Below are 24,010 nucleotides of genomic sequence, written 5' to 3' on the forward strand. Positions count from 1 at the left end.
CGTCGGCGAAGCAGGGCACCCAAGGACGACCAGGCAACAAATCGTGATGGCTTTCAATACCCAGGACTTTCCGCACATGGTGCATCGTATTCTTGCCGGCGTTTTCGCCCTGCTCATCAGCAGTATGGCGTTCGGGCAAGCCCCCCAGTCGAGCCCGGCTATTTCCTACACCCGGGACATTCAACCGATCTTCACCGAGAAATGCGTGGCCTGCCACGCCTGCAACGACGCCGCCTGCCAGCTGAAGCTGGAAAGCCCCGAAGGCGCGGTGCGCGGCGCCACCAAGGTGCCGGTGTATCAGGGCGAGCGCAGCAAGGCAGTGCCCACCACGCGGCTGTTCTACGACGCCCACAGCGAGGGCGAGTGGCGCAAGAAGGGCTTTTACTCGGTCCTCGACAACCAGGGTAGCCAGGCCGCGCTGATGGCGCGCATGCTGGAGCTCGGGCACAAGACCCCGCTCACGCCCAATGCCAAGCTGCCCGAAGAAATCGTCCTGGGCCTGAACCGCAACAACATGTGCCCGTTGCCGCAAGAATTCGATGCCTATGCCGGCGCCCATCCCAAGGAAGGCATGCCACTGGCGGTGACCGGCCTGACCGACAAGGAATACGACACCATGCGCCGCTGGCTGGCCGCCGGTGCGCCGGTCGAGTACCAGCCGATCAAGCCAAGTGCGGCCGAAGCCAAGCAGATTGCCGACTGGGAAGAGCTGCTCAACCGCCCGGGTTCCACCGAGGCGCTGGTCGGCCGCTGGCTGTACGAGCACCTGTTCCTGGCGCACATCTATTTCGTCGGTGGCGAGCAGGGCCACTTCTTCCAATGGGTACGTTCGCGTACACCGAGCGGCCAGCCGGTCGACCTGATCGCCACGCGCCGCCCCAATGACCCGCCGGGCACCGATTTCTACTACCGGTTGATCCCGGTGCAGGGCGTGATCGTGCACAAGACGCACATCACCTACCCGATGGGGCCGCAGAAGCTCAAGCGGGTCAAGCAACTGTTCTATGCCGGCGACTGGCATGCCGCCGCACTGCCAGGCTACGGCCCGCGCCACCGGGCCAACCCGTTCGAAACCTTCGAAGCGATACCGGCAGTGGCGCGCTACCAGTTCATGCTGGATAACGCCGAATACTTCGTGCGCACCTTCATCCGTGGTCCGGTATGCCGTGGGCAGATTGCCACCGACGTGATCCGCGACAACTTCTGGGCGTTGTTCCAGGAGCCGGCCCACGACCGCTACATCACCGATGCCAAGTACCGTGGCGAGGCCACGCCGCTGCTGGCCATGCCTGGGCAGATCGATGACGTGGGCAGCGTGCTGAGCCTGTGGCACGCCTACCGTGACAAGCGCAACGAGTACGAAAAACTGCGCCGCGAAGCCTATGCCGACATGCCGGCCCCGGGCTGGGCGACGCTATGGGCCGGTAACGACAACGCGTTGCTGAGCATTTTCCGCCACTTCGACAGCGCCTCGGTGACCAAGGGCCTGATCGGTGATGTGCCGCTGACCGTGTGGCTGTTCGACTACCCGTTGTTCGAGCGCACCTATTACCAGCTGGCGGTCAACTTCGATGTGTTCGGCAACGTCTCGCACCAGTTGCAGACGCGCCTGTACTTCGACCTGATCCGCAACGGCGCCGAGGTCAACTTCCTGCGCCTGATGCCGGCCGACCAGCGCAAGGCGATCCTCGGCGACTGGTACCAGAACAGCGGCAAGGTAAAGATGTGGATGGATTATGAAGACATCGACACCGACACCCCGAGCGGCATCCAGCTCGACCCGCGCAACCCCAAGCGCGACTTCGGCCTGAAGCTTCTGCAGCGTACCGGCAGCCTGAATGCCGCGCCTGACCCCATCAACCGCTGCCAGGGCGCGTTCTGTTCACGGCCGCAGGTCAGCGAAGAGTTCCGCAATGCCGAGCAGTCGCTCAGCCGCCTGGTGTCGCGCCCGGCTGCCGGGTTGAAGGTGATCAACCAGCTGCCCGAGGCAACCATGCTGCGCATCGAAGGGCAGGGCGGCCAGCGCCAGGTGTACAGCCTGCTGCGCAACCGCGCGCACAGCAACGTGGCGTTCCTGCTGGGCGAGGCGTACCGCTACCAGCCGGGGCTGGATACCCTGACCCTGTACCCGGGCGTGCTCAGCAGCTACCCCAACTTCATCTTCAACATCCCGACCAGGGATGTGCCCGAGTTCGTCGAGGACATGGAGTATGCGAAAGATGACCCGGCCAGGTTCGAGCGCATCGTCATGCGCTGGGGTGTGCGTCGCAGTCACCCAGAGTTCTGGCGCTACTTCCATGACCTGAACAGCTTCATCAAGGAGACCGAGCCGGTCGAGGCGGGCGTGCTGGACATGAACCGCTACGAGAACCTCTGATCGGTTGGGCTGACCTTTCCGATTACCCTGCGGTCGGAACCGATGGGTGGTCCGGGGGCTGCTGTGCAGCCCAATCGCCGGCAAACCAGCTCCCACAAGGGCCGCACATGCCTGAAGGCTGCGCAGTACTTGTGGGAGCTGGCTTGCCGGCGATGGAGCGCAACGCGCTCCCAAAGGCCTCAATGCACCGGCAATTGCAGGGTTCTCCATGCTGTATTCGCTTCAGGCACTGCGGGCGTTCGCCGCCTGGGTGGTGGTCTGCCACCATTTCATGCAGATCTTCTTCGACTTCCAAGCCTCCGGCCCCATCGGGCAACTGCTCACCGACCGCGGCGCCGCAGGCGTCGACATCTTCTTCGTCATCAGCGGGCTGGTCATCTACCTGTCGACTTGCGACAAGGCCATTGAGACCCGCCAGTTCTTGCTCAACCGGGCGCTGCGTATCGTCCCGGCCTACTGGTTCTACACGGCGCTGATGGCAACCCTGCTGTTGGCCTTCAGCCAATGGATGCCGCACCAGGCATTCACCTGGCACCACCTGCTGCTGTCGCTGCTGTTCATCCCGGCGGAAAACCCCGGTGGCTACGGCTTGTACCCGACCCTGAACGTGGGCTGGACGCTGAACTTCGAGATGTTCTTCTACCTGCTGTTCGGCCTGGCCTTCCTGGTGCGCCAGCGTCATCACCAGTTGCTGGTCACCGCCGCGCTGCTGCTGGCCAGCGAGATACTGGGCGGGCTGGGCGTGCTCAGTCGCTTCTATAGCAACGACATCATCTACGAATTCCTGCTAGGCATCGGCCTGGGCGTGCTGCACCGTCGCGGGCTGATTCACCAGGGCCGCTGGCTGCCGTTGGCGTTGCTGGCGGTGGCAGGCCTTGCCATCTACCACCTGGACGCTTCCCGGCGCTTGCTGCACTGGGGCGTGCCGAGCGCAATGATCGTGCTGGCCTTCGTCGCCCTGGAGCCGGTGTTCCGCGGCAACCGGGTGCTCAAGGCGCTGGGCGACTGTTCGTATTCGGTGTACCTGGTCCATGTGCTGGTGCTGTACGCCGGCTGGTTCGCCAGCCAGCGCCTGCAGTTGAACCCGTACCTGGTGTTCGCCCTGTGCGTGCCGTCCATTGGACTAATGTCGTGGTTCAGCTACCAGTGGCTGGAGCGCGGCCTGTACCGGCGCATGCAGGCCTGGCTGGCGGCGCCACGGGGGCAGGCCCCTGAATATGCGCTTTCCCGAGTCAAATACTAGGACTTTGTTCGAAGGCCGGGTTGGCGTACACTTGGCCGCAAGTCTGTGAGGAACCTACATGAGCGCTATAACCATTACCGACGCCGCCCATGACTACCTGGCCGATCTGCTCTCCAAGCAGAACACGCCTGGCATCGGCATTCGCATTTTCATCACCCAGCCGGGCACCCAGTACGCCGAAACCTGCATCGCCTACTGCAAGCCGGGCGAAGAGAAGCCTGACGACACCGCCGTGGGTCTGAAGAGCTTCACCGCTTACCTGGACGCGGTCAGCGTGCCGTTCCTGGAAGACGCACTGGTCGATTATGCCACCGACCGCATGGGTGGCCAGCTGACCATCAAGGCGCCGAATGCCAAGGTGCCGATGGTCAACGAAGACAGCCCGATCAACGAGCGCATCAACTATTACCTGCAGACCGAGATCAACCCCGGCCTGGCCAGCCACGGCGGCCAGGTGAGCCTGGTGGATGTTGTCGACGACGGTATTGCCGTGCTGCAGTTCGGTGGTGGTTGCCAAGGCTGTGGCCAGGCCGACGTGACCCTGAAGGAAGGCATCGAGCGCACCCTGCTCGAGCGTATTCCCGAACTCAAGGGCGTGCGTGACGTGACTGACCACAGTCAGAAAGAGAACGCCTACTACTGAGGTTGACGCGCTCCTACAGGGATCGCGTTGAACCCTCTTCCTTAGCAACAAAGTGTTACTGTTTCAACCCCTGCGACAACAGGCCGCAGCCCGTATTCAAAGGGCTGCAGCCGATCCTTGCCTTCGTCGGGTAGAACCCCTCGGGGTGTCGTGCCAGAATGCCCCGGTTTTTCGACCGGCCCGTCCCGAGGGCCGGCACCTTCCCTGTAAAGGATGGTTTCATGAATGATCTATATACCCGGCGCGCAGTTGTCGCCGGGATGGGCGTTCTCGGGCTTGGCCTGCTGGCAGGCTGCAGCCCGGCCCGGGGGCTCGAGTTCAAGTACGGCAAGAACATGAGCAACGAAATCCTTGGGCGCAAGTTCAGCCTCAAGGACACCCAAGGCAATGTGCGCACCCTGTCGAGTTTCTACGGCAGCATGCCGATGATCTTCTTCGGCTTCACCCAGTGCCCGGCCGTGTGCCCGACCACCCTGGCGCGCGCGGCGCAAATCCGCAAGCTGCTGCGCGGCCGCGATCGCGACCTGTTCCAGGTGGTGTTGATTACCCTGGACCCGGAACGTGACACCCCCGAGGTGCTCGATGCCTACGTGAAGGCGTTCGACCCGTCGTTCACCGCGCTGACCGGCACCCCCGAGGAAATCGCCGCGGTGGCCAAGGAATTCAAGGTGTTCTACGAGAAAGTCCCGGCCGGTGATACCTATACCGTCTCTCACTCGTCCACCAGCTACGTCTACGATACGCGTGGCACCCTGCGCCTGAGCCTGGGCCATTCCCTTACCGCCCAGGAATGCGCCGAAGACCTGGTCACCCTGATGGAGATCTGCTGAATGTCGATGCAACCGATCAAGCGCGGCCTGGCTGCCCTGGTCCTGATGGGCCTGGCGCTGCCGGCCCTGGCCCAGACCACCGTAAGTGACGCCTGGGTGCGGGCGACCGTGCCGCACCAGCAGTCCACCGGTGCCTTCATGACCCTGACCGCCAGCAGCGACAGCAAGCTGGTGGGCGTGGCTTCGCCTGTGGCCAAGACCGTGCAGGTGCACGAGATGACCATGAACGGCGATGTGATGGGCATGCGTGAGGTCAAGGCGGTCGAGTTACCGGCCGGCAAGGCGGTGACCCTCGACCCGAATAGCCTGCATGTGATGCTGATGGGCCTGAACAACCAGGTGAAGGAAGGCGAGAAAGTGCCGCTGACCCTGACCATCGAAGATGCCAAGGGGGCCAAGGAAACCCTGGACGTGCAGGCCGAAGTGCGTGCGCTCAACGCCGAGGCGGGCGGCGGGCATGATCACATGCACATGAAGCACTGATCAGGCTGAACCCTTTGGGGGCTGCCAGGCAGCCCCCGGTTCAATCAGCTGCGAAACTTGGGCAGCGGTCTGTCCAGGGTCAGCGAGGTCAGGGTCTTGCGGACCTGGGCCTCATCAGCCTCCAGAGCCTTGAGGCTTGCGCGGATCTTGCCGGCGGCGGGCACGTCGCCCTGCCGGTCGATCCAGTCGGCTATCTCCTTGCAGGCACTGCTCAGGCAGGCCTGGCGCTGGTTCATCAGCGACAGGAGGGTGGTGAGCTCTCTTTCGGACATGGCAGGATCCTCCATTCAGCCTTGTCAGTGTAGCAGTGGCTGGCCGGCCTGCCTGAGGCCGGCTGTCGCAGCTCAGCCTTGCAGGCAGGCGCTGCGATAAGCCCCTGGCGTTACCCCGTAGGCCTGCTTGAACTGCCGGCTCAAATGGCTCTGGTCGGCAAAGCCCAGGTCGAACGCCACTTCCGAGGCCACCCAGCCACGCTTGAGCATTTCCCGCGCACGGGCCAGGCGCCGCTGTTTCAACCAGGCATGTGGCGGCAGGCCAGTGGCCTGGCGGAACACCCGGGCGAAGTGGAACGGTGACAGGTTGACCGCCGCCGCCAGGGCTTCGAGCGAGGGTGGGTCGGCCAGTTGGCTTTCCAGCAGCTCACGGGCGCGGGCCACTGCCAGCGGTTCGTGGCCAGGGGTGGCAGGATCGGCGCATTGCCCGTGCCGTTGCACCAGGGCCAGCACCGCCTGGCGCCAGGCGGTCTGCTGCTGCAGGGCACTGGCGCCGGCTTCGGACAGCTGGTGCAACTGGCTGAAGGCAAGCGCCAGGGCCGGGTCGTGGATCACGCTGTCTTTGAAGCTGGGCATGCCGTGGCGGCCCAGTTCCAGTTCGTCGAGCACCCCGGTTACCCGTTCATGTTCCGGGTAGAACCCACGGTAGCGCCAGCCCGCTTCGTGGGCGGTGGCACCGGTGTGCAGCTCGTCGGGGTTGATCAGCACCATGCTGCCGACCGGCGCCAGGTGCTCACTGCCGCGATGCCAGAAGCGCTGTGCGCCCGACTCGATCACGGTGAACACATAGCCTTCATGCACATGCGGGGCGAAGCGCTGCTGGAAATAACGCGCGTGCAGCATCTCGACGTCGCCCAGTGCCGGCGCCTGCCAGAGGTGTGTCTGTTCGCGCAGGGGCGTGCTCATGCCAGCCAGCTGCGCAAAAGGAAGAAGATCAACATGCTCACCAGCATGCTCAGCAACACGCTGCGGGTCAACAGCACCAGGGCGATGGCCACCAGCGAACCCAGCAGGTAAGGGTTGAGCAGGCTCAGGTTCAACTGATGCTCGGGCATGAAGATGATCGGGCCGCAAATCGCGGTGAGCATGCCTGGCACGGCAAAGCCGAGGAACTGCCTGGCGTTGGAGCTCAGGCGCAAGGGCAGGCGCGGCTCCAGGAACGCATAGCGGTTGAGGAACACGATGGCGCCCATGGCAAGAATCAGGACCCAGGTCATGCGCGGGCTCCGGCGAATTTCTGGCAGACGAAACCGGCGCTCATGCCCAGCAGGCCTGCGGCCACCAGGGCGGTTTCCCAGTACCAGTAGCTGAACAGCACCGAACAGAACAGCGACACCGCCACGCACACCAGCGTGGCCAGGTTGCGCACCAGCGGCGCGATCAGGGCGACGAAGGTGGCGACAATGGAAAAGTCCAGGCCGAGCTGGTCCAGGTGCGGAATGTTCTGCCCCAGCAGGATGCCGGCCAGGGTGAACAGGTTCCAGGCGACGTAGAAGGTCAGGCCCACGCCCAGGGCGTACCAGCGGTTGAACTGCTGCTGGTCGTACTGGCTGGTCAGGGCGAAGAACTCGTCGGTGAGCAGGAAGCCCAGGCCCAGCCGCCAGCGCAGCGGCTGGCTGGACAGCACCGGGCGCATCGTCAGGCCATACAGCAGGTGCTGCGAGGTCAGCAGCAGGGTGGTCAGCAGGATCGACGCCAGGTTGGCGCCGCCCTTGAGCATGCCGATCGCCACCAGTTGCGCGGCACCGGCGAAGACGATGGCCGACAGCCCTTGCCCCTCCCAGGCGCTGAGGTTGGCCTCGATGGCCATGGAGCCGGCCAGCAGGCCCCAGGGGGCGACGGCCAGGGACAACGGGAGAATGGCGATGGCGCCGTGGAGAAAGGCTTGGCGGGCGATGTGGGGCATGGTGGCTGCAGTGCGTGTACGTTGGCAGGCCAGCATGCCAGACGGGGCGGGGGATGGCTTGAACGATCTTGCTATGCCTGGGCACGGTCCCTTGTAGGAGCGGCCTTGTGTCGCGATGGGGCGCGCAGCGGCCCCGGCAATATCTGCGGCGAAGCTGAAATCCTGGGGCCGCTGCGCGCCCCATCGCGACACAAGGCCGCTCCTACACAGAAACCGCGTCCGTGTTACGGATGGCTGGTCAGGTGCTGCTGCGCCGTCACGCAGCCGTTGGTGTCCACGGCCTTCTGCAGCAGGCTCTGGCGGTGCTGCGGGTCCAGGTCGCCGAGCAGGCGGTATACCTCGGCCTGGTAGTCACGCTGGCGCCCCCACTGCATTTCCAGGCCTTGTGGCCGGTTGCGGTTGCAGGCCAGGTGCGTGGCCGGTTGCGGGTAGTAGGGCGCATACACGGTGGCCATGTTGGGGATGGCCTCCAGCGCAGTACGGTACTCGTTGCTGGCGTTGTAGGGAGGGCACCAGGTTGCGATGGCCGGTGCCGGTGCGGCAAAGCCCTGCCTGAGGCTGGCTTCGAGCAACGGGCAGGCGGCATCCGGGATTTGCGCGGCGGGCAGGTAGGTCATGTAGTACAGCGCCAGGCGGTACTGTGCGACCGGGTGGCCCAGCTCCACGGACTTTTTCAGCAAGGCGACCGCGGTCGGCAGGGTGTGGGCCATTGCCTGGCCCTGGCGGCTGAGCTCCGGGTCGCCGCCGATGGCCGTGCGCAGCGTGCTGGCGCCGTCGTCCTGGTTGTCGGCCTGCTCCAGCAGGGGCAAGGCCTGGCGGTAGAGCAGGTCGGCATGAGGGTCGATGCGCACCTCCAGCGCGTGCGCAGCCAGTGGCATCAGGGCGATCAACAGCGGGGGCAAGCGAAGCATGCGGCTCACAGGCAAGCTCCAGAGGGTGCCAGGTACTGATGGAAGGCTTCGATGTTCATGGCGGTCAAGCGTGCGCCTCGGGCAGATCGGAACGACGGCCTATTCTAGCCACCCAAGGGGCCTGGCCGAAAGACCACCCGGCAATTCTCAGACGAGCTTGATCGGCGTGACCTTGCGCTGGGCATGTTTTTCCTGGGCCAGGCCAAGCTTGGCGGTAATGACCTTGGCAAGGGCATTGTTGCCCAGGTCGTTCAAATGCAGGCGGTCGATGAACAGGTCGGCGCCGAACACCGGCGAGCTGCTGAGCATGCAATTCATGTCGTAGCAAGGCACCGGGTCGGCCTGGCTCTTGATACGGCGGAAGAAGGCCGAGTGCAATTGGCTGTCGAATGCGCCGTCCAGCAGCCGGTCGAAATTCGCCGGTTGCCGCTGAAGCGCATCCAGCATCGCCTCCTCGCCAGCGGGCACGCTATCCCGGCACCAGGGCAGCAACGGCTGCAGGATGAAGGTGAGGGTGGAGTGGCTGTCTGCCAGCAGCCGGTCCCATTGGCGCAAGGTCCGGCCAATGTTGTCGGCGGCTCGGGTGAGGCGCTTTTCCGGAGGCGACAGCGACCAGGTGGCAGATATCGCGGCCGGGGGCGTGACCAACGCCTGACCGATGCGCCGCCACAGCGATTGCCGACGTGGCGTTGTCGTGGGCTGCATGCCTTCGCTGAAACTGTTGAGAAAGTCCTGATAGGCCTTGGCGTGCCGCGGGTCGTTCAGGTTTTCGAGGACTTCGCAGAGGGCTTCGTGTGCCAGGGTGTTGAGGCCGCTGAGCACCACCACATGGCCAAGCTGGCCAAGGCGGTGCTGGTGGGTCAGGAACATCAGTAGCTCCTGGCTCGCATTAAGCCCGCAGCCGGCCAGGCTCAGCCAGACTTCGCCAGTAAGCATCGACATGTGCGAGGCCACCGTGTGTTCGTCGGAGCTGGCACCGATGCCCAGCGCCGCGGAACCGCCGACCAGCAGGTTGACACGTGATGCACCACCGCGTTCGGCCACCGAAAAACGCTTGCCGGCGCAATGGCTGTATCGCAGGCCCAGGGCATCGGTATTGATGGTGCCGGAGCGGTAGCCGGTTTCGTGCACACGCACGGTGTGCGGTGCACGCCGGCTGCCCAGCAGCAGAAAGCGCTGGTAGTCCTGTTGCAACGGCGAAGGTGAAGGGCTCGTGTCAATCGCAGTCATGGGTTCTCCTTCTCTCGCAGCGGGCACCGTGCATCACATTCAGGCCGCCAGCTCCCTGACGTTGTACAGCAGGCCGCCGGCGGCAATCAGCAGCAGGGCGACCCCCGAGGCCAGGCTGATCATGCGGTTGCTGCGTTGCGAGGCGATCTTGCCGATGGCGAAGATGTAAAGGCTGAGCACGGCAAAATCGATGGCCACCCACAGCAACGACAGCACCACCATGCTCTTGCCGAATGACTCGGTGATCTGGATGAACTGCGGGAAGAAGGCGATGAAGAAGATGATGTCCTTCGGGTTGGAGATGCCCACCATGAAACCTTGCAGCAGCCCGCCGCGGCCAGGCTTGGCGAGGTCGCTTGGCGCCTCGGTTGCAGGCGCCTGCAGGGCTTCCCGCAACGTGCCGACGGCGATGTAGCCGATGAACAGGCAACCCAGGAGGCTCATGGCGCTGAGCCAGGCCTTGTCGATGGCGGCGCTGGTGAGAATGATCCAGGCCGCTGCGCCGATCAGCACCAGTGATGCCCAGTTGGTGCCGACAGCGGTGAACATGGCCTTGCGTGAGCCGGAGGCGGCCGCGGTGTTGACGATCAGTGCCACCACCGGGCCGGGGGTGGCGATCAGTAGCAGGACAGTCAGGGCGTAGGTAGCGGTGAGTGCGGTATTCACGGTCAGGTCTCGATCAGTATGTCGGGTGTTGCCGGCTGTACGGCATGGGCGTGGAACGGGCAGCGGGACGGGTTGAGCGACCCTGCCTCCTGCAGTTGGTACTGCTTCCACTCGTAGTTGTCGGCATCGCCGAAGAAGCCAAGGGTGTCGGGCATGACGCCGTCGTTGTAGTGGTGCACGCGCTCGCGGATGCGTTCGCGGATACGATGGCCGCTTTCGGTGTTGACGTTGGCCACTTCGTCGAAGTTCGCCCGCGGGTTGATGACGAAGGTAATGTGTGGCCCCAGGTTGCGGCTTTTCATCTGCTGGTGGCCGGGGAAGTTCATGTTGATGAACAGCGGCATGCCGGCAAAGCAGAACGACCAGGCATTGTCGTCGGGGTCGGTCGGGATGCCCTGCGGCCAGGGATGCGGGTCGCGCGCGTGCACACCACGCAACACCTTCCAGGCCAGCGCCTGTTGCTCGGCCAGTGTGTAGTCGGCGGCGGTTTCGAGAAACACCACCAGTGGGCTGCCGATACGCTGCTTGGGTGGGATAGGTGCGACGGTGCGCACGTAGTCGGCCAGGCCCATGGCGATGTCATCGGCCAGTTGCCCGGCTCGGGCGAAGAGGATGTGGCAGGTTGCGCCGTTTACCGCCTTGCGGCCGAACAGGCAGGGAAACTCGGGGTTGGCGAGGACACTGCGAAAATGTTCTACGGCTTTGTAGGTCCAATGTCGCGTGTTGCGCACATGGTCAGCGGCCAGCTCTAGCGCATCCAGGCGATAGCAAGTTCCATAACCCGTCGACATGATTTCCCCAGGCGTAAATTTGATGAACGTTCAAGTCACATGCAGGCAGGATCTTGGTTATGTTTATTATTTACCTGCATTTTCCGAGACGTCCTTGACGTTGTAAAACGCGTGGAACTATGACCTACTATTAGTCTTACTCATGCTCGGGGCGTCGCCATGTCGGAACGGATTCAGGCTTTGCACGCGCTGCGTGCCTTCGAGGTAGCCTCTCGCTATGGCTCATTTACCCGTGCCGCGGAAGAGCTGGCCCTGACCCAGGGCGCCGTCAGCCACCACATCAAGACCCTCGAAGCCATGTTCGGCTGCGACCTGTTCGAACGCCGCGGGCCGAAGCTGGCCCTGACCGAGCACGGCCGCCTGCTGGCGCAGGAACTCAAGGTTGGCTTCAAGATCATCGAAAATGCCTGCGCCCTGTTGCGCCAGGACCGCTACGGCCTGCGTCTGAAGGCACCGTCCACGCTGACCGTGCGCTGGCTGCTGCGTGCGCTGGATGCGTTCAAGAAGACCGAGGACAACTGCAGCGTGCAGCTGTCCAGCGTGTGGATGGACATCGACAGCGTGGACTTCTATTCCGAGCCCTACGACTGTGCGATCCTCCTGGCCAACGGGCGTTTTCCCGCCGATATCGAGAGTTTCAAGCTGTTCGATGAATGGCTGATCCCGGTGTGCCACCCGGATTACATGGCCCAGGCGCAACCGGACCTTGCCGATCTGGCCCAGTGCGAATTCCTGCACCCGTCCCCTGACCGGCGCGACTGGCGGCGCTGGCTGGCTCGCATGGACGCGCTGGACATCAGCATCGACCACGGGCAAGTGTTCGATACCCTCGACCAGGGCATCTCGGCCGCACAGCAAGGCCTGGGTATTTCGGTGGTCGACCTGGTGCTGGCCAGTGCCGACCTGCTGGCCGGGCGCCTGGTTACGCCGTTCAAGCACGCGGTGGCCACCGGCGACGGCTATTACATGACCTGGCTCAAGGCCAGCCCCAAGGCGCGGCAGATGCACAAGCTGCGCGAGTTCCTGCTTGGCCAGGTGCCACCGCTGCCCTGCAAGGACATCAATTACCTGTACGGCTGAACACGCGTTCGAGCATGCGCCCGGCCTTCGGCAAGCGCCCGGCGCTGAAAATATTTCGGCAAACACCTGCTGGCCCCAACAAAATGCGCTGCGACGGTGCGTCAGCGGTAGAATCGCCGCAATCAGCACAACAAACGATTCAGAGGTCGACGCGGTGGAGTTGCAGCAGGGCTTTGTCCTGACCCGACATTGGCATGACGCGCCCGAAGGCACCTTCGTGGAGTTCTGGCTGGCCACCGACCAGGGGCCACGGCAGCTGCGCCTGGCGCCACAGGCATCGGTGGCATTCATCCCCCAGGCGCAGGAAGCGCACGCACGGGTGCTGCTGGCCAACGAAGCCGGTGTCGAGCTGCGGCCGCTGCAGCTGAAGGACTTTGACCACCGCCCGGTGCTGGGCCTGTACTGCCGCCAGCACCGGCAACTGATGCAGTTGGAGCAACGCCTGCGCACGGCCGGTATCGAGGTGTTCGAAGCCGATATTCGCCCGCCCGAGCGCTACCTGATGGAGCGCTTCATCACCGCCCCGGTGCAGTTCACCGGCCAACCGGATGCCCAAGGCGTGCTCTGCGATGCCCAGCTCAAGCCCCTGCCGGGTTATCGCCCGCCGCTGCGCCTGGTGTCGCTGGACATCGAGACCAGCGAGCGGGGCGAGCTGTACAGCATTGCCCTGGAAGGCTGTGGCCAGCGCCAGGTGTACATGCTCGGGCCGGCCAACGGCACGGCTGATGGCCTGGACTTCGACCTGCACTACTGCGCCGACCGCGCCGATATACTGGCCTGCCTCAACCTGTGGATGGCCGAGCACGACCCGGATGCAATCATCGGCTGGAACCTGATCCAGTTCGACCTGCGCCTGCTGCACGAGCACGCCAAGCTGCTGCAGGTACCACTGGCACTGGGACGCAATGGCGCGCCGATGACCTTGCGCAGCCATGCCGGTGGTGGCCACGTGTTCGCCGATGCCCCGGGGCGGCTGCTGATCGACGGCATCGAGGCGCTGCGCTCGGCGACCTGGAGCTTCCCGTCGTTCAGCCTCGAAAGTGTCGCCCAGACCTTGCTCGGTGAAGGCAAGGCCATCGATACGCCGTACCAGCGCATGGATGAAATCAACCGCCGCTTCGCCGAGGACAAGCCGGCGCTGGCGCGCTACAACCTCAAGGATTGCGAGCTGGTGACGCGCATCTTCGCCCACACCCGCCTGCTCGAATTCTTGCTGGAGCGGGCCTCGGTCACCGGCCTTGCGGTGGACCGCAGCGGTGGCTCGGTGGCTGCGTTCTGCCACTTGTACATTCCGCAGATGCACCGCCTTGGCTTTGTTGCGCCCAACCTCGGTAGCCGCCCCGACGAAGCCAGCCCCGGTGGCTTCGTCATGGATTCGCGCCCGGGCCTGTACGACTCGGTGTTGGTGCTGGACTACAAGAGCCTGTACCCGTCGATCATTCGTACCTTCCTGATCGACCCGGTGGGGCTGGTCGAAGGTTTGCGCCTGCCCGACGATGAACACTCGGTGGAAGGCTTCCGGGGTGGGCGTTTTTCCCGTAGCGAGCATTGCCTGCCGGCCATCGTCGAGCGGGTATGGCAGGGCCGGGAAGCAGCCAAGCGCGAGGGCAACGCGCCGCTTTCGCAGGCGCTGAAGATCATCATGAATGCCTTCTACGGGGTGTTGGGTTCGAGCGGCTGCCGCTTCTTCGACCCGCGCCTGGCTTCCTCGATCACCATGCGCGGCCACCAGATCATGCGCCAGACCCGTGCGCTGATCGAAGCCAGGGGCTACGAGGTGATCTACGGCGATACCGACTCCACTTTCGTCTGGCTCAAGGGCGCCCACTGCGAGGAGACTGCAGCACGCATCGGCCGTGAGCTGGTGGCCGAGGTCAACCAGTGGTGGCGCGAACACCTGCGCGAGCAGATGAGCCTGGATAGCGCGCTGGAGCTGCAGTTCGAGGTGCATTACCGGCGCTTCCTGATGCCCACCATCCGCGGTACGGACGAAGGCAGCAAGAAGCGCTACGCCGGGCTGGTGCAGCGGGCCGATGGCAGCGAGCAGATGGTCTACAAGGGCCTGGAGTCGGTGCGTACCGACTGGTCGCCGCTGGCCCGGGAGTTCCAGCAGGAGCTTTATGGCCGGATATTCCGCGGGGAGCCTTACCAGGCGTATGTGCGCGATTATGTACGGCGCACCCTGGCGGGCGAGCTGAATGAGCTGATGGTGTACCGCAAGCGTTTGCGCCGGCCGCTAGTCGATTACCAGCGCAATGTGCCACCGCACGTGCGTGCGGCCCGGCTGGCCGATGACTACAACCGCCGCCTTGGCCGCCCGTTGCAATACCAGCGCGGCGGCTGGATCAGCTATCTGATCACCCTGGCGGGCCCCGAACCCCTGGAAAACCTGCAAGCGCCGGTGGACTACGAGCATTACCTGACGCGGCAGCTGCAGCCGGTGGCCGATGCCATCCTGCCTTTTGTTGGCGACAGTTTCGAAGGGTTGACCGGCCAGCAGCTGGCGCTGTTCTGAAGAGGTGGTACCTATCTAGCTTATCGCTTGGCAAGCCTGCGTCTAGTGTCGGGCCTTTTGATCAGCCCGAGGCGCAACAACGTGACTACACCCAGCCAGGAACAACCGCCAACTGCCGATACGCTGGCCATGGAGCAGGCCTATCAGGACAACCTCATCGTCAAGCGACTGCCCAGATGGATTCGCCGGCTGCGAATCGTATCGCTGACCGAGCAGAACATCCCGGCCAACGGTCTGTATGAATCGCAGCATGCTGCATTACGCGACGCGTTGAAAGACAGCCTGGCCTGTCGACAGTGGCTGGAAAAGGAGCTTGCGCGAATCGAGGGCATCGACCGTTTCGTCAAGCCGCTGCTTCGACACGCCATGCAGGAAGAATTCGGCACCACGGAAAATGTCGATGGCCTGTATTTCAGGCGCTGGTACACCTACACCGCTCCCAGCCAGGGCACCGTGTGGGGGCGCTACCCGGTGGTGGAAAAGGACTATTTCGACGTACCGCTGATCGAGGCGGCACTGGACAACTTCACGCCGGGCGAGGGGCGGAACGAACAGCACAAGGACAACTGCATCGTCGACAGCCTGTCGCAACGGCTCCCCTCACCAACCGCGCCAGCCTTCGCACGCTTGTGCCGCAAGCTGGATCTGGGCAGGCGCTATCAACAGCACCTGGACAGTGTACTCAAAGCGCCGAGCAGCCAGGCAAGCGGCTGGCGCAGCATGGCTTCGACGCTTGCCCAGCTTTACAGCTCGGTCATGCTGATCGATGCGTGCAAGGCCAAGAGTGATGGCGTACTGAACGCCGCTGAACTGGAACTGGTGGTGGACCTGTGTAAGCACGGACGCCCCGGCACGCTCTACGAATCGAAAGTGGTGGCCCGGCAACTGAAGGCGTTCGGCTGCGACTTGCAACAGATCGTGATACTCGATGTATTTCATGACAAGGTCAGCCGCAAGATCATTGTCTATATTCCCGATGACCCCCACGGTCCCTGGACCGCAAGCCCCGACCTGGAAAGCTTCACCCGCAAGGTCTTGGGCAAGCGTCTGCGAGACAAGCGCTATCAGGATTTCTTCAAACGCTTCGTACGCCGGCGCGACAGCCAGCAGTTCTTCTCCAGGGTTGCCAAGGAACTGGTGGGCGTCGCCGATTGGGCAACTCGGGAAATGGACCAGCACATGCGGGACTACCCGCTGCCGTTGTTCGCCCAACTTGCCGCCGCGCGCATTGCCCATATCAAGGACGATGCTGCGCTGATTGCAACGCCGGTGTCAGACCTTGACCGCAAGGCCCAGGAAGCCCATCGGCAAAGGTTGGTTGCCGAGGGTTGGACCCTGGCCACGGTGGCGGGCGTGTTCATCCCCGCACTCAATGCACTGCTGCTGGCGGTAATGGTCTGGGACCTGCTGGGCGAGCTGTTCCAGGCCGTTGAAGACTGGCGCGAGGGCGATACCAGCGCCGCAATGGAGCATGTGCTCAACGTGACCAAAGACCTGGCCGTGATCGGTGTCACCGCCGTGGTATGGCGGGAAGCGAGCCGGGCCTGGGCCGCATTGGACCAGTGGGTGCCAGCGCGCCTGGAAGACGGCAGCGAGAAGCTCTGGAATGGAGACCTGGTGCCGTTTCGCAGCGCTGCACCTCCCGCTGGGGAAGTGGCCGATGCAATGGGCATCTACCGTGCCCAGGACAGAAGCTGGATGATCATGGACGGCCACAACTACGAAATCGTCCAGCGCGCAGATGAAGAGTGGCAACTGGCACCACGAGGTGGTCATGGACCTTTGTTGCGTCACAATGACGCCGGTGCCTGGCGGCTATGGACCGAGCAACCGGCCAGCTGGACAGACAAGCACAGGATGTTCCGCCGCCTTGGTGAGCGTTTCGCTCGCCTGGATGATGAACAGATTGACCAGGCCATGGCCGTCCATGCTCTGGATGCAGACCATCTACGGGCGCTGCATGTGTACGGCCGGCCACCTGAGGCCGAGCTGGTCGATACCGTAGAGCGCCTGCTGATCGATCGCCGGCTGCAAACCCTGCTGGACGATTTGAAGCTCGGGCGGGTGCCGGAGGACGCGCCGTTGCTGGCGAAGGCCCGCGCCCTGCCTGGCGTCACCGAGCAGGGCGGGCCAGCATTGGCGGCGCAGGTCTCGGCAAGGCGGCGCCAGCTGTTTCAACAGGTGTATGACGGGCAGCAGGAGCCAGACGATGCGGCGGTGGCAACCTTGCGCAAGGCGTTCCCGAGCCTGCATTGCCGAGCGGCGCGCGAGCTTGTGGGCGAGCTGTCGGCAGAAGGTGCGGAATTTCAGGCACTGGTCGGCGGCACAGTGCCGCTCCGGTTGGTCGAAAGGGCCAGGCTGAGCGTACTGCGCATACGCGTTGCGCGTGCCTGCGAGGCGCTGTTCATCGAGACGCCCCAGACCCTGGACCAGGCCAAGGTCGCGCTGACACTGTTGGAGACTCTGGATGTCAGGGAGACCAGGCCGCGCTGGCGGCTGTACGATGGCGGTAGCCCGCAGCCGATAATGACTACTGCTGGCGACGGGCAGAACTACAGGCTTGTGCATGACAACGGGCGGTTCGAGCTTGAGGACGCGTTAGGCCTCGAGCTGCGCGGCCCCGGCGAGCTGTTCGAGACCTTGGCGGAAGCGTTTGCCCCGGCCGATCATGCGGCACTCGGTATCACTGAACCCTACGCACCGAGTTTGAGAGCAGTGTTGGCTCGGCAAATGCCCGGGCACAGCAGGGTACTCGCCCAGGTGTTGGGCAAAAACCCTCGACAGCCATGGATGCTGGCGCCAGTGCGCCTGGAGGATGGCAGGGTCGGATACCCGCTGGGCGGCTGCCAGGGATGCTTTGCCCGGTCTGCGTCTCGACCCCGGGCGTTCGAGGCGCGTCTGCGCGACCTTTACCCAGCGTACAGTGACGAGCAGATCGAAGATTGGCTGACCACCTTGCATGCTTCGGGGCGTGATACCGACACCGAACTCGGTGTGCTCGAAGAGCAAGCCCGCAGGTTGAACGACCACCTGAAAAGCTGGGAGTGGCGAGGGTTGCTGAATCGCGATCGACCCGAGCGCAAACGGTTTCGCAAAGCACTCATGCAATGCTGGCGGGAACGGGTGCCCGCTCAGGTTCTCGCTCAGCATGAACGTCTGACGGTAACTTGGCAGTTCAGCGCGTATGACCTGCGCTCATTGCCTGAATTGGGCCCACTCTTCAGCTTCCCGCACGTTACCGAGCTTTCCCTGCGTAGCCTGTTGCTGAAGGAGGTACCAGAGCAATTCCTGCTTTCATTCCCCAATCTGAGCTCGCTGGAACTGAGCTACAACAAGTTGCAACGTCTGCCAGAGAGCCTGTCGTTGCTCAATGACTTGCGCATACTCGACTTGTCCGGCAATCGCATCTCTCTGGACGAGTCCCAGGCTCAAGTGCTGGCGCAATGCAGCCGGTTACGTTACCTGAACCTTTCGCACAACCGCTTGAACATGACCTTTTCTGTGGCGCAGATGAACCAGTTGGCCGAACTGCGTTTGCGCAATGCCGGGTTGGTACTGCTGCCCGAGGGCATCACGGATTGTCAGACGTTGTACATGCTCGATGCTTCCAACAACTTCATCAATCTGTTGCCCCCTAACTTCATCCAGTCCCGGTTGTGGCGGGAAGGCTACGTGGCGCTGTCAGGCAATCCTGTGCTGCTGCAACAGGCTGAAGATGTGCAGGAGGCCTGGAACATTCCGGAGGACAGTTCAGTCCCTCACAGGTTTCGTTGGATGGACCGCCTGGACGGTGTGGAACGCGAAAATCTGGGTATCCGCTGGAGCACTATCGAGCAAATGGATGGGGTGACGAACTTCATGCAACTGCTGAAACAGCTTACGCGCTCGCAAGACTTCACCCATCCTCGATATGGGGAAATGCTGGCCTCACGCGTTCTGGCCATGATGGAAAAGGTGGACAAGTCAGCAGCACTGGCCAATGAAATTTTCGCCCATGCACTGGTCGAGAACTGCGCCGACAATGCCACGGTGGTCTTCCAGCAGCTTGAAATCCGATGCCTTGTGTGGGACGCCGAGCAGGCTGCCCCCTCTGGGAGCCAGGAACAAGCCCTGGTGAAACTGGCGCGGCAGTTGTGGAGGCAACAGGAGGTTGACTTCATCGCCTTGCGCGAGGCTGAGGCTGCAGGTGCGGGCAATGAGTCGATCGAATGGGCGCTGGCCTACTCGATCCGCTTGCGCGATGACCTGGGCCTCCCTGGCAACGCGCGGAGCATGCTACACGCGGGCATCCCGGACCTGGATGACGCTTCGGTGATGCGCGCGGCTGATCAAGTCAGGCGTAACGAGACAGACCAATCGGTGGCAGTGTGGATGGTCCAGCAACCGTTCTGGAGAAATTATCTCGAGAAACGCTACGTGCGCGAACTGGAAGTGCCGGCCAGTTTTCAGAACCAGTTGGCAGAGGATGCAGATGCCGAGGACGCCGCCAGGTTGATGGCGGAAATCAGGCTTTGGACCGAGAAGACCGAACTCCAACTGACCATCGAGGCTCTGCAACGGCCGGTATGACCAGGGCGCATTGGACTATGCTCAAGCTACAAGTGATAGAGGTACTTTTTCGGGCTCGGGACGGGGAGCGACCGCACTTGGTAACCGCCGGTTACTGTTCATTCAAACATGGAGGCCTTTTGCTGGTTTACGCTCGCTTGTCGGATCTTTCGCCCTGATCTGTAGTCTTCTGGTTTATCGAGAGAATAAGGAGATACGCATGCTCGTCCGGTCACTGACCCTCGCCACCTTGCTCGCGCTCGTCGGCCCTGTGTTTGCTGCCGACAGTGACGCGCCGCTGGCCAAGGAACTGGGCAAGGCCAGGCCCTTGGTCGTCATTGCGCCCAGCAGCGCCGACCCGACGTTGCGTGGGTTGAACGAGGCTCTCAAGGATCCGGCCACCCAGGCCGCCTTCAAGGAGCGAAACCTGGTGCTCTACAGCGTTGCCAACATGATGGGCAAGCGTGAGGACAAGAACCTGGAGCAGCAGACTACCATGGCCTTGATCCGCGAGTTGAAGCTGGGTGCCAGCAAAGGCACCAAGGTGATCCTGGTGGGCAAGGACGGTGAACGGCACATGCTCAAGGACGATGAGGAGGGCGGGGCCATTGACCCGCAGGTTATTTTCAAGGCGGTCGATGAGCTGCCTGCCAGCGAAAAAGCCATGACGGCGCCCGAACCTGTGGCTGCAGCGGCACCGGAAGCCAAGGCCAAGGACAGCAAGCCCGCCAAGCCCGCCAAACCTGCCGCGCCGCCCAAGCCGCTGGAAGACTGACCCTGCACGACGGCCCCGAGGCACCTTGGGGCCGTTGTGTATCCCACTGTATCTGCCCACGCTGCAGACCCATTCCCATACAAAACCGCACCCCGCGCGATACATCCACGACATACCGCAACGGCCTAATGGCTCCACATTCCAACCACAGTGGAGCGACACCATGACTCAAGTACGAAACACCCTCGGCCTGCTCGGCGCTGCCCTGATCGGCAGCATGGCTTTGAGCAGCAGCGCTTTTGCCGTCGAGCCGTTGGCCCAGGGTTACCAGCTGGCTTCGGCCAAGGTGGCAGGCGAGGGCAAGTGTGGTGAAGGCAAATGTGGTGGCAGCGCAAAGGCCACCCAAGGCGAAGGCAAATGCGGTGAGGGCAAGTGCGGCGCCAGCGCCAAGGCCGGGGCCGAAGGCAAGTGTGGCGAGGGCAAGTGTGGTGATGCCTCGTTCGCCAAGACCGACAGCAACCACGACGGCAAGGTCTCTCGCGACGAGTTCCTGGCGGTGGCCAAGGACCGTGCCGGCGACTTCGACAAGATCGACAGCAACCATGATGGCTTCATCTCCGAACAGGAGGCGGCGGATCACCTCAAGGCGATCTACCAGGCTAATGGCAAGGCCATGCCCGAAGGATTGTTCAGCCACCTGACCGGCAAGTCCTGACCTTCTGCCCCATGAACCGCGCAACGCCCCTCCTGCTGGTCAGGCGGGGCGTTGTGCCTGTTGCGGAGACCTGTTCATGCACCCCACATCTTTGCCCCCTGCACCGTTACAGACCGGGCTTGGCCTGCGCCGCGGCCTGTTGCCGGAACTGCTGGCCATGGAGGCTGGCGCCGTGGACTTCCTGGAATGCGCACCGGAAAACTGGATTGCCGTGGGTGGTGCCTATGGCAAGGGCCTGGCGCAGTTGGCCGAGCGTTTTGCCATTACCTGCCACGGGCTGTCGTTGTCGCTGGGTGGCAGCGAGCCGCTGGACCGCCATTTCCTTGGCCAGACCCGCCAGTTTCTCGATCGCCACCAGGTGCGCCTGTACAGCGAGCACCTGAGCTACTGCAGTGATGACGGGCACCTGTATGACCTGATGCCCATTCCGTTCACCGACGAAGCGGTGCACCATGTGGCCGCGCGGATTCGCCAGGCCCAGGAACACCTGGAGCGGCGTATTGCCGTGGAAAACATCAGCTACTACGCGGCGCCGTACCAGGCGTTGAGCGAACTCGATTTCATCCGTGCGGTCCTCGATGAGGCCGACTGCGACCTGCTGCTGGACGTCAACAACGTATTCGTCAACGCCTGCAATCACGGCTACGACGCCCGCGAATTCCTGGCGGGCTTGCCCCAGGCGCGGGTCACCGGCATGCACGTGGCTGGCCATTACGATGAAGCGCCGGACCTCAAGGTAGACACCCATGGGGCTGCGGTGAAGGAGGATGTGTGGGCGCTGTACGCGGTCGCCTGTAAGCGTTTCGGTGTGCAACCGACGGTACTCGAGCGTGATTTCAACTACCCGCCGCTGGTCGAACTGCTCGCCGAAACGGCGCGCATCCGTGCTGTGCAGCGTGCTTCTGGAGGGCATGCAGATGAATGAGGCCTTGCGTGAGCAGCAGTACACCTTGGCCCGACACCTGCGTGACCCGCAGCGCCATGCGCCGCCGCCGGGCGTGGAGGCCCGGCGCCTGAAGGTTTACCGCGAGCTGTTCTATGGTGCTATCGAAGGTTTGCTGGCCGGCAGTTTTCCGGTGATGCGCCAGGCGTTGGGTGAACCGCGCTGGCATGCCCGAGTGCGAGACTTCTATGCCAACTATCGCAGCCAGACACCGTTGTTCACCGAGATTGCCGAAGCGTTCGTCGATTACCTGCAAGGCATCGAACTGGATGCACCCTGGCAGCTGGAGCTGGCGCACTATGAGTGGGTCGAGGCGCAGTTGTATCTGAGCGATGCGCAGGACCCGCCCCATGACCCGGCAGGCGACCTGCTGGAAGGGGAGCCACTGTTGTCGTGTGTGGCGCGGGTGTTGGCCTATCGCTGGCCGGTGGAGCGGATCGGGGCGGATTACCAGCCAGCGGTCGCGCCAGAGGCGCCGACCTTGTTGCTGGTTTATCGCGATGCGGGGCTGAAGGTGCGCTTCGCGCGCCTGGCGCCGCTGGCGTACCGGTTGCTGGCGCTGGAACAGGGCAGTGGGCGGGCGCGGTTGCAGGCGTTGGGCGGTGCTGTGGAGGAGGGGCTGGCGTTGCTGGAGGGGCTGCGCGAGCAGGGGGTCATCATCGGTACATGTTGAATCGTGGTATTGGGGCGCTTTGCGCCCAATCGCCGGCAAGCCAGCTCCCACAGGTACAGCGCATGCCCAGAATCTTGCGCAGTACCTGTGGGAGCTGGCTTGTCGTGGCGATGAACCGCGGCGATGGGCTGCAACGCAGCCCCGGCGATATCACCTGCAGAACCGCCCTCTGAGCCAATGATCCAGGCTCAACCGCCCAGCCCCTTTCAGCAGCAGTGGCAGCAACGCCACCAGGTAGATCAGCGGCAGCTTGAAGTTGCCAAAGCCCTGGTCGGTAATCGCATAACCTTGGGCCAGTTCGGCCAGGCTCGACCAGTGCGCCGGCCAATGCACCGCGGCAATCGCCACCACGGTCACCACCATCAGCCCAAACGAGGCCAGCCGGGTACCCAGCCCCAACAACAGCAGTAACGGCAGGATCAGCTCCGCCCACATCGACAGCTGCCAGTTCAGCTCTGCAGGCAGCAGGTTGAAGGGGAACGGGAAGTTCGCCTGCAGGTCGGCGAACCAGTTGCTGCCATTGAATTTCTCCCAGCCGGATTCAAAAAACTCCCAGGCCAGAAACAGCCGCAATGGCAGGTCGGCGCTCCAGGTACCGAAGCGGTCGAAGGTGGTCAGGGTGCGGGTCAAGGTGGTCATGCTGGATTCTCTCTTCAGGAAAGGGCACGGGCGTTACGGCGTTGCTGACGGGCCAGCTTGGCGGTGAGCTTGACGGCGATGGCGCTGAACATCAGGGCGAACGCCAGCGGGTACCAGCCGCCCATGGGGATGCGTTTGTAGAACGACAGGCAGAACACCGCGGCCAGTACCCACATGCCGGTACTGTGCAGGGCCTGCCAGGCATGGCCACCCAACAGGCGCATCGGGGCCTTGAACGAGGTGATGGTGAGCAGCAGCAGGAACAGGTAGCCGAGGGTGCCGGGCAGGCTGGAAGTAAACGTGCGGCCGGCCCAGAACAGCTCGGGGAATTGCTGGGCATAGCGGTAGATCAGTACGCCGTGCACGGTGTGGGAAAAGGCGAATGCCAACCCCAGATAGCGCCGTTCCTGGAGGATGCGGCGGCTGCTGGTGCCAGGCAGCAAGGTCACCAGCGACGAGGCCAGAAAGGCCAGCAGGAATAGCGCGAAGGAGCTGCGCGCAGTGGCACGGATCGCACTGCGCAGGCCGTCCGGATCAGGTTGGCTGGCCAGGACCACGGCGGTCATCGCCAGGGTCAGGCCGGCGAGCGTGGCGAACAGCTTCCAGCCGGAGGGAAGGGTGAGGGGTTTCATCAGGGAGGCTCCCGGGGTGTGGTTGTGTGACCGGGAGTGTGTCGGGGTGGGGTATCTGCAGTGTGTCGGCGGTGGTGGGGTTGTGTATCGGATTGTAGAAGTCGCTCAAGCGCCGCAGTCCCTGTAGGAGCGGCCTTGTGTCGCGATGGGCTGCGAAGCAGCCCCAGGTTTTCAGCTTCGCCGCATGAATTGCCGGGG

22 protein-coding genes are annotated in these 24,010 nt (G+C 63.4%); 12 read left to right on the forward strand and 10 right to left on the reverse strand.

Features of this window, described 5'->3' with window-relative positions:
- Positions 1-76: 76 nt before the first annotated feature.
- The 5 genes from ACK56M_RS10440 to ACK56M_RS10460 all read left to right on the forward strand — a co-directional run bounded on the left by ACK56M_RS10440 (position 77) and on the right by ACK56M_RS10460 (position 5,576).
- Positions 77-2,377: a fatty acid cis/trans isomerase gene (locus ACK56M_RS10440; RefSeq protein ID WP_054572711.1), complete on the forward strand. Its 2,301-nt coding sequence runs from the start codon at positions 77-79 to the stop codon at positions 2,375-2,377.
- Between the two features lie 208 nt (positions 2,378-2,585).
- The gene (locus ACK56M_RS10445; RefSeq protein ID WP_100413124.1) at positions 2,586-3,620 is read left to right on the forward strand and encodes an acyltransferase family protein; all 1,035 of its coding nucleotides are present in this window, start codon (positions 2,586-2,588) and stop codon (positions 3,618-3,620) included.
- Positions 3,621-3,678: 58 nt separating this feature from the next.
- The gene (nfuA, locus tag ACK56M_RS10450) at positions 3,679-4,263 is read left to right on the forward strand and encodes a Fe-S biogenesis protein NfuA (protein WP_003250416.1); all 585 of its coding nucleotides are present in this window, start codon (positions 3,679-3,681) and stop codon (positions 4,261-4,263) included.
- 221 nt (positions 4,264-4,484) lie between these two features.
- On the forward strand, positions 4,485-5,093 hold the full coding sequence (locus tag ACK56M_RS10455) for an SCO family protein (protein ID WP_024086651.1): 609 nt from the start codon (positions 4,485-4,487) through the stop codon (positions 5,091-5,093).
- Complete coding sequence (locus tag ACK56M_RS10460) at positions 5,094-5,576, forward strand: copper chaperone PCu(A)C (protein WP_015269749.1); 483 nt, start codon at positions 5,094-5,096, stop codon at positions 5,574-5,576.
- 44 nt (positions 5,577-5,620) lie between these two features.
- Here the strand turns inward: ACK56M_RS10460 and ACK56M_RS10465 are convergent, their stop codons facing one another.
- From ACK56M_RS10465 to ACK56M_RS10500, 8 genes are all read right to left on the reverse strand, one after another.
- Positions 5,621-5,848: a hypothetical protein gene (locus tag ACK56M_RS10465; RefSeq protein WP_003260451.1), complete on the reverse strand. Its 228-nt coding sequence runs from the start codon at positions 5,846-5,848 to the stop codon at positions 5,621-5,623.
- A 72-nt stretch (positions 5,849-5,920) separates the two neighbouring features.
- The gene (locus tag ACK56M_RS10470; RefSeq protein WP_015269750.1) at positions 5,921-6,754 is read right to left on the reverse strand and encodes an AraC family transcriptional regulator; all 834 of its coding nucleotides are present in this window, start codon (positions 6,752-6,754) and stop codon (positions 5,921-5,923) included.
- On the reverse strand, positions 6,751-7,065 hold the full coding sequence (locus ACK56M_RS10475) for an AzlD domain-containing protein (RefSeq protein WP_046615691.1): 315 nt from the start codon (positions 7,063-7,065) through the stop codon (positions 6,751-6,753). The genes ACK56M_RS10470 and ACK56M_RS10475 overlap by 4 nt, the downstream gene beginning before the upstream one ends.
- Complete coding sequence (locus tag ACK56M_RS10480) at positions 7,062-7,754, reverse strand: AzlC family ABC transporter permease (protein ID WP_411959446.1); 693 nt, start codon at positions 7,752-7,754, stop codon at positions 7,062-7,064. The genes ACK56M_RS10475 and ACK56M_RS10480 overlap by 4 nt, the downstream gene beginning before the upstream one ends.
- A 224-nt stretch (positions 7,755-7,978) precedes the next feature.
- Entirely contained in the window at positions 7,979-8,674 is a 696-nt protein-coding gene (locus tag ACK56M_RS10485; RefSeq protein ID WP_015269752.1) for a hypothetical protein, read from the reverse strand.
- A 138-nt stretch (positions 8,675-8,812) separates the two neighbouring features.
- A complete protein-coding gene (locus ACK56M_RS10490; protein ID WP_137137323.1) occupies positions 8,813-9,895 on the reverse strand; it encodes a hypothetical protein in 1,083 nt (360 codons plus the stop codon).
- A 39-nt stretch (positions 9,896-9,934) separates the two neighbouring features.
- Entirely contained in the window at positions 9,935-10,561 is a 627-nt protein-coding gene (locus tag ACK56M_RS10495) for a LysE family translocator (RefSeq protein WP_015269754.1), read from the reverse strand.
- Between the two features lie 2 nt (positions 10,562-10,563).
- Entirely contained in the window at positions 10,564-11,352 is a 789-nt protein-coding gene (locus tag ACK56M_RS10500) for a YqcI/YcgG family protein (protein WP_015269755.1), read from the reverse strand.
- A 159-nt stretch (positions 11,353-11,511) separates the two neighbouring features.
- Here ACK56M_RS10500 and ACK56M_RS10505 point away from each other — a divergent pair, with 159 nt between their 5' ends.
- From ACK56M_RS10505 to ACK56M_RS10535, 7 genes are all read left to right on the forward strand, one after another.
- Positions 11,512-12,432 (forward strand): LysR substrate-binding domain-containing protein, encoded by a 921-nt coding sequence (locus tag ACK56M_RS10505; protein WP_003260436.1) that lies wholly within the window; start codon positions 11,512-11,514, stop codon positions 12,430-12,432.
- A 154-nt stretch (positions 12,433-12,586) separates the two neighbouring features.
- A complete protein-coding gene (locus tag ACK56M_RS10510; RefSeq protein WP_137137324.1) occupies positions 12,587-14,947 on the forward strand; it encodes a DNA polymerase II in 2,361 nt (786 codons plus the stop codon).
- 81 nt (positions 14,948-15,028) lie between these two features.
- Entirely contained in the window at positions 15,029-19,516 is a 4,488-nt protein-coding gene (locus ACK56M_RS10515; protein ID WP_253153199.1) for an NEL-type E3 ubiquitin ligase domain-containing protein, read from the forward strand.
- A gap of 199 nt (positions 19,517-19,715) precedes the next feature.
- Positions 19,716-20,270: a DUF4174 domain-containing protein gene (locus ACK56M_RS10520; RefSeq protein ID WP_015269758.1), complete on the forward strand. Its 555-nt coding sequence runs from the start codon at positions 19,716-19,718 to the stop codon at positions 20,268-20,270.
- Between the two features lie 163 nt (positions 20,271-20,433).
- Entirely contained in the window at positions 20,434-20,925 is a 492-nt protein-coding gene (locus tag ACK56M_RS10525) for a hypothetical protein (protein ID WP_013971966.1), read from the forward strand.
- A 76-nt stretch (positions 20,926-21,001) separates the two neighbouring features.
- Positions 21,002-21,850, forward strand: a complete 849-nt coding sequence (locus ACK56M_RS10530) for a DUF692 domain-containing protein (RefSeq protein ID WP_015269759.1) — start codon at positions 21,002-21,004, stop codon at positions 21,848-21,850.
- Entirely contained in the window at positions 21,843-22,541 is a 699-nt protein-coding gene (locus tag ACK56M_RS10535; RefSeq protein ID WP_015269760.1) for a DUF2063 domain-containing protein, read from the forward strand. The genes ACK56M_RS10530 and ACK56M_RS10535 overlap by 8 nt, the downstream gene beginning before the upstream one ends.
- 150 nt (positions 22,542-22,691) lie before the next feature.
- Here the strand turns inward: ACK56M_RS10535 and ACK56M_RS10540 are convergent, their stop codons facing one another.
- Both ACK56M_RS10540 and ACK56M_RS10545 read right to left on the reverse strand, forming a co-directional pair.
- The gene (locus ACK56M_RS10540; protein WP_054572705.1) at positions 22,692-23,180 is read right to left on the reverse strand and encodes a DoxX family protein; all 489 of its coding nucleotides are present in this window, start codon (positions 23,178-23,180) and stop codon (positions 22,692-22,694) included.
- Positions 23,181-23,194: 14 nt separating this feature from the next.
- On the reverse strand, positions 23,195-23,812 hold the full coding sequence (locus tag ACK56M_RS10545; protein WP_015269762.1) for a ferric reductase-like transmembrane domain-containing protein: 618 nt from the start codon (positions 23,810-23,812) through the stop codon (positions 23,195-23,197).
- Between the last annotated feature and the right edge of the window lie 198 nt (positions 23,813-24,010).

This window comes from Pseudomonas sp. s4 (genome assembly GCF_046764235.1).
In the GTDB taxonomy this organism is placed as follows: domain Bacteria; phylum Pseudomonadota; class Gammaproteobacteria; order Pseudomonadales; family Pseudomonadaceae; genus Aquipseudomonas; species Aquipseudomonas asiatica.